The organism is Orenia sp., assembly GCF_055140805.1.
The window spans coordinates 1-9,338 of the sequence record NZ_JBSQYM010000124.1; the positions used below are offsets into that span (position 1 = coordinate 1).

The 9,338-nt window shown below is 32.9% G+C and carries 9 protein-coding genes, 6 tRNA genes and 1 other annotated feature; all 15 genes read left to right on the top strand.

The window, feature by feature from the left end:
• Positions 1–15: 15 nt before the first annotated feature.
• The 15 genes from ACTCDL_RS11700 to rplT all read left to right on the top strand — a co-directional run bounded on the left by ACTCDL_RS11700 (position 16) and on the right by rplT (position 9,152).
• Positions 16–92 (top strand) — tRNA-Asp (locus ACTCDL_RS11700).
• A 113-nt stretch (positions 93–205) separates the two neighbouring features.
• A tRNA-Phe gene (locus tag ACTCDL_RS11705) sits at positions 206–281 on the top strand.
• Between the two features lie 12 nt (positions 282–293).
• Positions 294–369, top strand: a tRNA-Gly gene (locus ACTCDL_RS11710).
• Between the two features lie 90 nt (positions 370–459).
• Positions 460–534: transfer RNA gene (locus tag ACTCDL_RS11715), tRNA-Cys, on the top strand.
• A 97-nt stretch (positions 535–631) separates the two neighbouring features.
• A tRNA-Leu gene (locus tag ACTCDL_RS11720) sits at positions 632–720 on the top strand.
• A gap of 112 nt (positions 721–832) precedes the next feature.
• Positions 833–908, top strand: a tRNA-Val gene (locus ACTCDL_RS11725).
• A 161-nt stretch (positions 909–1,069) separates the two neighbouring features.
• On the top strand, positions 1,070–1,648 hold the full coding sequence (locus ACTCDL_RS11730) for an HD domain-containing protein (protein WP_463176703.1): 579 nt from the start codon (positions 1,070–1,072) through the stop codon (positions 1,646–1,648).
• Between the two features lie 551 nt (positions 1,649–2,199).
• Positions 2,200–2,718 carry a nitroreductase family protein gene (locus ACTCDL_RS11735; protein ID WP_463176705.1) on the top strand — a complete coding sequence of 173 codons (519 nt, stop codon included), beginning with the start codon at positions 2,200–2,202 and terminating at the stop codon, positions 2,716–2,718.
• A gap of 61 nt (positions 2,719–2,779) precedes the next feature.
• Positions 2,780–3,415 (top strand): flavodoxin family protein, encoded by a 636-nt coding sequence (locus ACTCDL_RS11740; protein WP_463176707.1) that lies wholly within the window; start codon positions 2,780–2,782, stop codon positions 3,413–3,415.
• Between the two features lie 146 nt (positions 3,416–3,561).
• Positions 3,562–4,455, top strand: coding sequence for a sporulation protein YtxC (ytxC, locus tag ACTCDL_RS11745; RefSeq protein ID WP_463176711.1), 894 nt, complete (start codon positions 3,562–3,564; stop codon positions 4,453–4,455).
• Between the two features lie 69 nt (positions 4,456–4,524).
• A complete protein-coding gene (locus tag ACTCDL_RS11750; RefSeq protein WP_463176713.1) occupies positions 4,525–5,124 on the top strand; it encodes a DUF445 domain-containing protein in 600 nt (199 codons plus the stop codon).
• Positions 5,125–5,181: 57 nt separating this feature from the next.
• Positions 5,182–5,432 (top strand) — a binding site (T-box leader).
• A gap of 312 nt (positions 5,433–5,744) precedes the next feature.
• A complete protein-coding gene (thrS, locus tag ACTCDL_RS11755; protein WP_463176715.1) occupies positions 5,745–7,688 on the top strand; it encodes a threonine--tRNA ligase in 1,944 nt (647 codons plus the stop codon).
• 373 nt (positions 7,689–8,061) lie between these two features.
• Positions 8,062–8,532 carry a translation initiation factor IF-3 gene (gene infC, locus ACTCDL_RS11760; RefSeq protein WP_463176727.1) on the top strand — a complete coding sequence of 157 codons (471 nt, stop codon included), beginning with the start codon at positions 8,062–8,064 and terminating at the stop codon, positions 8,530–8,532.
• A 43-nt stretch (positions 8,533–8,575) separates the two neighbouring features.
• Complete coding sequence (gene rpmI / locus ACTCDL_RS11765) at positions 8,576–8,773, top strand: 50S ribosomal protein L35 (protein WP_463176718.1); 198 nt, start codon at positions 8,576–8,578, stop codon at positions 8,771–8,773.
• Positions 8,774–8,798: 25 nt separating this feature from the next.
• Positions 8,799–9,152 carry a 50S ribosomal protein L20 gene (gene rplT, locus ACTCDL_RS11770; RefSeq protein WP_463176721.1) on the top strand — a complete coding sequence of 118 codons (354 nt, stop codon included), beginning with the start codon at positions 8,799–8,801 and terminating at the stop codon, positions 9,150–9,152.
• Positions 9,153–9,338 lie beyond the last annotated feature (186 nt).

Genomic DNA, 9,338 nt, shown 5'->3' on the forward strand with positions numbered 1-9,338 from the left:
GTCAACTATCAATGTGGGGATGTGGTGGAGTTGGTTACCACGCCGGCCTGTCACGCCGGAGGTCGCGAGTTCGAGTCTCGTCATCCTCGCCATTTTAAATTCAATTGACAATGTACAATTGACAGTTGACGATTAAAATCAAGAGCATTAAGATCTTGAACTTAATTGTAAATTGTACACTGTAAATTGTAAATTATCTTTTCAAGGCGAAATAGCTCAGTCGGTAGAGCAGAGGATTGAAAATCCTCGTGTCCCCGGTTCAAGTCCGGGTTTTGCCACCATTTCAAGACTATGCGAAAGTAGCTCAGCTGGTAGAGCATCTCGTTGCCAACGAGAAGGTCGCGAGTTCGAATCTCGTCTTTCGCTCCATCGAAAATCTTGATTTAAATACGCAAGATAGTTTTTAATGCTAGGTCATCGAGACCGTCGCATCTTTAACTATTTTTTCAAAAAAAGTATGGCGGCATAGCCAAGTGGTAAGGCAGAGGACTGCAAATCCTTTACTCCCCAGTTCAAATCTGGGTGCCGCCTCCATTAAAAATAGTTAACAGTTGATAGTTGACAGTTAAGTTCAAAAGCTTTTAAGGTCTTAACTGTAAACTGTACACTATACACTGTCAACTAATATTATGCCGAGGTGGCGGAATAGGCAGACGCACCGGACTTAAAATCCGGTGGGATTTAACTCCCGTGTCGGTTCGAGTCCGACCCTCGGTACCACTAAAAATCAGTTAACAGTTTACAATTGACAGTGAACAGTTAAGTTCAAAACATTAAGAAGTGAAAGACTTTAACTGTAAACTATACACCGTACACTATCAACTAAATACATGGGGATATAGCTCAGTTGGGAGAGCGTTACGTTGACATCGTAGAGGTCAGTGGTTCGAGACCGCTTATCCCCACCATTAATTACAACACTCAATTAGGAGTGTTTTTTTATTTTTTGTGGAAGTATAAAGATTGGAATCCAAAAGTAATAGTATGATAAAAGGAAAATTGATTATTTTAGTGAAGTATAGTAAATAAGCTAGACAAGGGATATAAAGTCAATTTTATAATAAGGAGGTTGATTGAGATTATAAAATTAAACAAAAATAAATTAATAGCTAAAGCTTTAGAAGTAGGTGCTAGAGCCCATTATGGAGATATGAGAAAAGGAAAAGAAGAGACTCCTTATATTATACATCCTGTAGAAGTTGCTATGATTCTTCAAGAAAATAATATTGAAGAAGATGTAATAGCAGCTGCTTTATTACATGATACTCTTGAAGATACTGATTTAACTGAAGGGGATTTGAGAGGTATCTTTAATGATAGAATAGCTAAATTAGTTATAGGAGCCTCAGAAGAATTAGAAGGGAGAGAGAATACTCCCTGGGAAGATAGAAAGGAACATACAATTAATTATTTGAAGGATAGTGCTGATATCGATGTGAAATACATTGCTTGTGCTGATAAATTAGCTAATATTAGAAGTATGATTAGAGATTATGATGAGATTGGTGATGAACTCTGGACTATCTTTAATAGAGGTTATGAGAAGCAGAGATGGTATTATCAGAGCTTAGTTGACAGTTTGAGTGAACTTGAAGGGGTTAAGATGTATGAGCAGTTTAAGCTAGCTGTTAACTATCTTTTTACTTGAGAAGGGGTAAATGTTAATTTTAGATGGGTCAAATTATGGGCATGCTCTAACAAAAGAGTATGCTTTTTTATCCTTAAAATTATTGACAAAAAGAAATATAATCTATATAATTATAGCGTATTGACAAAGTAAGGGGCTTATAATTTTTTCAATAAAAGTTAAGTGTTTATAAATGCAGTAATTTTTTTAGTTTAATTGTAATAAAAAAAGTTACAGTTAATTTTACTGGTTTAAAGTTAGTTGAAGTGAATAAAATTTCAGTAATTTTGTTAGGCTATTAGTAGGTTTGTTAGTTTTACATAATAATTTCAGTTTATTCATTATAAAGTTATATATTAAAAGGGCTCAACAATGAACTTTGTGATTAACACTAATTATAATAGTTTAGTAATTAGGAATCATGAATCTGGAATTGGTTAAATTTATTTAATACACTGATTCCAGGCTCCTGATAATCGACTCTTTGTACTTTATATCAGTTATTAATCTAATTTAATTTTCACAAAAGTTGTGGAAGAGCCATTAAAAATAATATAAAGGGGAGAAAAGTTATGAATTTTTTAGAACTGGCTAAGAAGAGATATTCTGTAAGAAAATATAGCTCAAAAAAGGTTGAAGAAGAGAAGTTACTTAAGATATTGGAAGCTGGTAGAGTTGCCCCTACAGCTACAAATGGTCAACCTCAGCGCTTGATTGTAGTACAACAAGAGGATGGATTAAATAAACTCAATAAAGGGTCCAAAATATTTGGTGCACCCTTAGCTATAATAGTCTGTGCCGACCATGATAAGACTTGGAAGAGACCCTTTGACAATATGGATACGGCAGATATTGATGCTAGCATAGTTACTGATCATATGATGTTGCAAGCTACAGAGCTTGGGCTAGGGAGTGTATGGATCTGTTATTTTGATCCAAAAATTATTAAAGAAGAGTTTAATATTCCAGAAAATATTGAACCTATTAATATTTTGGCTATAGGTTATGCCCAAGGAGAAGAAAAATCATCTGATAGACATAGTCAAGCTAGAAAGCCTTTAAAAGAGACTGTCTTTTATGAAAAGTTTTAAGGTTTAAAATTATTATTTTAAAAATTGATAAAAATATTAGATATAACTGGAGGTATAACTTATGAAAGTAGTAGCTTTTAATGGAAGTCCTAATAAGGAAGGAAACACTTACCATGCATTAAAAATAGTTGCTGATGAGCTTACTCAAGAAGGGATAGAAACTGAGATTATTCAGGTTGGTAACAAGTCAATTAGAGGGTGTATTCACTGTAATCAATGTTTTAAAAATAAAGATGAAAGATGTGTACTACCAAAGGATGAAGTTAATCAGTGGATTCAGAAGATGAAAGAAGCAGATGGAATACTTTTAGGTTCACCTGTACATTATTCGGCAATCGCGGGGACTATGAAATCTTTCTTAGATCGAGCTTTTTATGTAACAGGTGTTAATGGGAGTATGTTAAGGCATAAGGTCGGGGCAACAGTTGTAGCTGTGAGACGCTCAGGGGGAGTGCCAACTTTTAATCAATTGAATAATTATATTAATTACTCAGAGATGCTGATGCCAACTTCAAATTACTGGAATGTTATCCATGGTACACGACCTGGGCAAGCTTTAAAGGATAAAGAAGGGGTGCAGATTATGAGAGTACTTGGTCAGAATATGGCTTGGCTTATGAAGTTAGTTGAGAATGGAAAGGATAAAATTCAAGCACCTAAAAGAGAAAAGAAAGAGTTTATGAATTTTATTAGATAAATATGATAGTAGTGAATTTAATTAGTAAGATTTAAAATATAAAAGGGTTGATCTCTTCTAATTTTTATACCATTTCTTATGGCAGTATATAAGTATTAAAAATAACATATAATATTATAGATTTGATTTTTTAAGGGAGTGGTATAATGCCTATAATTGAAATAGGTACTAGTCGTTATAGAGATTGCCTAAAGGAGAGGTTGACCTTTGAATTAGATTTTTTAAAAGAGGATGGCATCATAATTGAAATAGACGAGTTTGGTCATGGAGATCTCTGTATATTTACCTGTAAATGTTCTTTTGCTAAGGGTGAATTAGATAACCTTGTTACTATATTTAAAGAATATGTTGCAAATGTCTTATCAGATGTAATAATCAATGATTTAGAAGAAGAGTTATTGATGAAGATATTAAAGAGCAACTATAGAGATTTTTCTAGTAATGAACAAAAAGATATCTTAAAGATGGCGATAGATAGATTGAATTTTTTGGTCTCTAAGGAGGAAGAAGATATAATCTCTAAAATACAACGTAAGAATCGTATCTTACTAGAGATTTTAGATTATTTAGAAGAGACAAATGAGATTACTCTGGAAGGTTTTATTCGATTTAGATTAAGAGATTATTTAACTGAACTAGAAGTTGCTATTGATAGAGCAGTAGAAGATTTTATTGTAGAAAAGGAGTATGAAGAGTTTATACACTTATTAAAGTATTTTATAGATAGTCAAGAGGCTAAAAATAAGTTAATCCATGTAGTAAAGATTAATAATGGTCACTTTAAGTTGTTAGATGAAGATGAAAAGGTTGTTGAGAATACATATTTAGATGAGCATATCTTAAATATGGTCGATTGCGAATTGGATTATGAAGATTTATTGATTAGTGCTTTAATTACTTCTGCTCCAGAAGAGATTATTCTCCATTTTAAAGAGCCGATTTCCTTGTTAAAGACCTTACAGAATGTATTTACTGATAAGATATCTATTTGTTTAGGATGTAAATATTGTCAAATGGGTAGTTTGAATGAATCTGAATAAAGACCTTGTCAAATTAAAGATCAAATTGTATAATTATAATTGATTTTATAAGAAGGCGGGGGATTATATATGACTTGGAAACTGTTGTTATTACCGATTATTGGAGCATTAATCGGTTGGATTACCAATTATTTAGCTATCAAGCTACTCTTTAAACCCTATAAACCTATTAAAATACCTTTACTAAATTTTAAATTACAGGGAATACTACCAAAAAGGCGTGAAGAGTTGGCTAAAAAGGTTGGAGAGATTGTAGAACAAGATTTACTTCCTAAAGAAGAGTTAGAACGGGAATTAGCAGGTCTAGAGGTAAAAGATGATATTAAAGAGGCTATTGTAAAAATAATTGATGAAAAGGCTGAAGAGAAGATACCTCCATTTATTCCTGATAATTTTAAGGTGATGATTATAAACTTCTTAAAAGAGATGGTTAATAGAGATTTAGATCCATACCTTGATCAACTTATGGATAAATTTAAAGACAAGGTTGTAAATGAGGTTGATATAGCTAAATTAGTAGAAACAGAGATTGGTAATTTTGAGATGAAAGAATTAGAAGAGCTAGCACTAGAAGTTGCTAGTAAGGAATTAAAGCATATTGAGGTTTTAGGAGCCATTTTAGGCTTTATAGTTGGAATTGGACAAGCATTAATTGTAGCTAATTTCTAAATTTAACTTGACATTAAATTTCATTAGATTTATAATCTTATTAATAAGTTAATAACAATAATAACTATGAAGAGGACGAGTAAGTTAAACTTTTCTTAACAGAGAATGGAGATTATCAGCTGGAAATCTCCTAAGAATATTTATCTGAAAACCACCTCTGAGTTGACACCTGAACCTTAAAGATTAGTATTAGGGTGCTCCGGTAAAAGCCGTTATCTTAAAAATGAGTGAAATTTATCTATTCTCTATTTTCTTTAGGGGTAGTGTAAATTTAATTAGAGTGGAACCACGAATCCTACGTCTCTAAATTTAGAGATGGGGATTTTTTTGTTTTTATAATAGAAAAGTGTGAGTGTCAGTGTGGGTGTGAGTTATTTATTTATATGGTCATATAACTATAGAATGGAGTTTAATGGAAATATTGAGACGCTTTTTACTTCAGTGTATAGTTGATAATTGATAGTTAAGTTCAAAACCATTTAAACAGAAGTTCTTAGTCTTTTAACTATCCACTATCAACTGACACAAAGTGTCGCTTTATCACTCTTAAATTTTACTTTATGGTTGTTTTTCTCACACTCGCACTAACCACTCACACTAAATATAAGGAGGAATTAAAAATGAGTCAAGTAAAAGTTACTTTACCAGATGGTTCAAGTCGGGGGTATGAACAAGGAACTACAGTCAAAGATGTTGCTTTTGATATCGGTTCTCGACTAGGAAGGGCTTCGATAGCAGGAAAGGTTAATGGAGAGACTGTTGATGTTTCTTATCAGATAGAAGAAGATGTTGATTTAGAGCTGATTACTCTTGGGTCTGATGAAGGGTTAGAGGTTTATCGTCATACTGCTGCTCATGTTTTGGCTCAAGCGGTAAAGAGATTATATAAAGATGTTAAGTTGGCAATAGGACCTACAATTGATGATGGTTTTTATTATGATTTTGATCTGGAAGAGAGATTATCGGAAGAAGATTTTGATAAGATAGAAAAAGAGATGAAGAAGATCATCAATGAAAAGAATGAGATTGAAAGAAAAGTAGTTTCTAAAGAAGAAGCAATTAAGGTGATGAAGGAGCTAGGCGAAGATTACAAGGTAGAGTTGATTGAAGACCTAGATGATGAGACTGTAACTTTATATACTCAAGCTGAATTTACAGACTTATGCCGTGGACCTCATCTACCATCAACAGGTAAGCTTAAGAATAATGCCTTTAAACTATTAAGTGTAGCTGGTGCTTATTGGCGAGGTGATGAGAATAATAAGATGTTACAAAGAATCTATGGAACTGCTTTTTATAAGAAGGATGAATTAGAGGAATACTTAGAAAGACTAGAGGAAGCTAAACAGCGTGATCATAACAAGCTAGGAAGGCAGTTAGAGTACTTTACAACTGCACCTGCTATCGGGCAAGGCTTACCTTTAATTATGCATAAAGGAGCAAAGGTTATTCAAACTTTACAGAGGTTTGTAGAGGATGAAGAGGAGAGAAGAGGTTATGAATTAACTAAGACTCCTTATATGGCAAAAAGTGATTTATATAAAATTTCTGGACATTGGGATCATTATAGAGAAGATATGTTTGTGCTAGGAGAGGAAGAAAAAGATGATGATTTATTAGCGCTTCGTCCAATGACTTGCCCATATCAGTTTATGATCTATAATTCCAAGCAAAGAAGTTATCGTGACCTTCCAGTAAGGTATGCTGAGACTTCAACATTATTTAGAAATGAAGCTTCTGGAGAGATGCATGGTTTAATTCGGGTAAGACAGTTTACACTTGCTGATGGTCATATTATTTGTACTCCTGAACAATTAGAAGAGGAGTTCAGGGGTGTTGTTGACTTAATCAATTACATGATGGATACCCTAGGAATTAAAGATGATATCTGGTATAGATTCTCTAAATGGGACCCTAATAATAAAGGTAAATATATTGATAATCCCAAAGCTTGGGAGAGCACTCAAGAGCAGATGAGAAATATCCTTGATAAATTAGAGATTGATTATATAGAAGCAGAGGGTGAAGCTGCATTTTATGGACCTAAATTAGATGTTCAATTTAAGAATGTTCATGGTAAAGAGGATACTGTAATTACTGTTCAAATCGACTTTGCTTTAGCTGATAAATTCGATATGACTTATATTGATAAAGATAATGAGAAAAAACGCCCACTTATTATTCATAGATCATCTATTGGTTGTTATGAAAGAACATTAGCAATGTTGATTGAAAAATATGCTGGAGCTTTGCCAACTTGGTTAGCTCCAGTACAGGTGCAAGTTATTCCAATTTCAGATAATCATATTGATTATGCATATCAGGTTAAAGATCAATTGATTAAAGAGGGAGTTAGAGTTGAAGTTGATGACCGGCAAGAGAAGGTTGGATACAAGATTAGAGAAGCACAGGTCCAACAGGTTCCTTATATGTTAATTGTTGGTGATAATGAAGCTGAAGATAAGACAGTATCTGTTAGACATCGTCGTGAAGGTGATAGAGGTGCTGTTAAGGTTGAGCAGTTTAAAGAAGATGTTGTAGAAGAGATTAAGAATAAAGAATAAATTTAAATTCAATAGTTAGTTTTTAGAATCAGAGAACATTTTTGTTCTCTGATTCATATATTAATAGGCTAAATTATATACTATTGATAAGAGTTAAACTTAATAAATTTTCCTTGACACAATTTTTAATATATAGTATACTGTTAGAGGAAAACAAAGTAGAAGTCATCCGCTTCTCACCTAGAGAATAGAGTCTTTGGGTTAATAGAGTTAGACATATTAGTGCTTTAATTTATGATATTAAGGTATTTTCATGTTTAAATCTGTCAGCGGGATGACCATATGGGTCATCTTTTTTCTTTTTTAAATCTTAGGAGGTGCATATAAAATTAGTACGGATTTAAGAACTAATGAGCGAATTCGTGCTCGCGAAATCAGAGTTGTTGGTAATGATGGTGAGCAGATAGGAATTATGCCTTTAAAACAGGCTTTGAGTATTGCTGAAGAGAAGGCTTTAGATTTGGTAGAGGTAGCTCCTCAAGCCAAGCCACCAGTTTGTAAGATAATGGATTATGGTAAGTATAAATATGAGCAAGCTAAAAAAGCTAAAGAAGCTAAAAAGAATCAAAACATTATGAAAGTTAAAGAAGTCCAAATGAGTGTAAAGATTGAAGACCATGATTTCAATGTTAAACTTAATATGGCAAAAAGATTCTTAGAGAATAAAGATAAAGTTAAGGTTAGAATTCGCTTCCGAGGAAGAGAAATCGCACATAAAGATATTGCTTATGACTTAATGAAGAGGTTTGCAGAAGAGGTTAAAGATTTAGGTCAAGTATCTAGTGGACCAAGTATGGAAGGTAGACATATGTTAATGTTTATTACTCCAATAACTGATAAGTAATCTCGTAGTAATTGTTGCAAATAACCGAGAGGAGGAAATAGATATGGGTAAAATGAAGACAAGAAAAGCAGTAAAGAAGAGATTTAAGAAGACTGGAACAGGTAAATTCAAAAAGACCAAAGCTTTTGCTAAGCACTTAATGAGCAAAAAAAGTAGTAAGAGAAAGAGAAACTACAGAAAAGGTGAAGTAGCAGCTAAAGCAGATGAAAAAAGAATTGCAAGAGCATTACCATACGAATAGAGAGAAAGATTAAGGAGGAAATATAATGCCACGAGTTACACGAGGTAATAGAAGAAGAAAAAGAAGAAAGAAGATATTAAAATTAGCTAAAGGTTATTTTGGTTCTAAGAGTAAGTTATATGTACCAGCTACGGAGCAGGTATTAAAATCTTTAAACTATGCTTATAGAGATAGAAAACAAAAGAAAAGAAACTTTAGAAGACTATGGATTACAAGAATCAATGCTGGTGTAAGACCACACGGACTTTCTTACAGCAAATTTATCTATGGTTTAAAACAAGCTAATGTTGATATCAACAGAAAGATGTTATCTGAATTAGCTATCCATGATAATGATGCATTTGTAGAATTAGTTAACTTAGCTAAAGAGAATATATAGTTATTTCAATCCCTAGAGATTATTGCTCTAGGGATTTTTCTTATTTATAGTAGTTAGGTTTGTTATAAGTAGTGTCTTTTTATGGAGATATTGCGACACTTTAAGTTTTAGCTACGGGTTTTAACCCGTAGTGTAACATGTCATCATCACCACAGGTTGAAACCTGTGGCTAGTAAATTTATCATT

Coding starts and splice junctions, on each gene's coding strand:
- ACTCDL_RS11735 (WP_463176705.1), top strand. CDS start 2,200: ATGAATTTTTTAGAACTGGCTAAGAAGAGATATTCTGTAAGAAAATAT.
- thrS (WP_463176715.1), top strand. CDS start 5,745: ATGAGTCAAGTAAAAGTTACTTTACCAGATGGTTCAAGTCGGGGGTAT.
- ytxC (WP_463176711.1), top strand. CDS start 3,562: ATGCCTATAATTGAAATAGGTACTAGTCGTTATAGAGATTGCCTAAAG.
- rplT (WP_463176721.1), top strand. CDS start 8,799: ATGCCACGAGTTACACGAGGTAATAGAAGAAGAAAAAGAAGAAAGAAG.
- ACTCDL_RS11750 (WP_463176713.1), top strand. CDS start 4,525: ATGACTTGGAAACTGTTGTTATTACCGATTATTGGAGCATTAATCGGT.
- rpmI (WP_463176718.1), top strand. CDS start 8,576: ATGGGTAAAATGAAGACAAGAAAAGCAGTAAAGAAGAGATTTAAGAAG.
- ACTCDL_RS11740 (WP_463176707.1), top strand. CDS start 2,780: ATGAAAGTAGTAGCTTTTAATGGAAGTCCTAATAAGGAAGGAAACACT.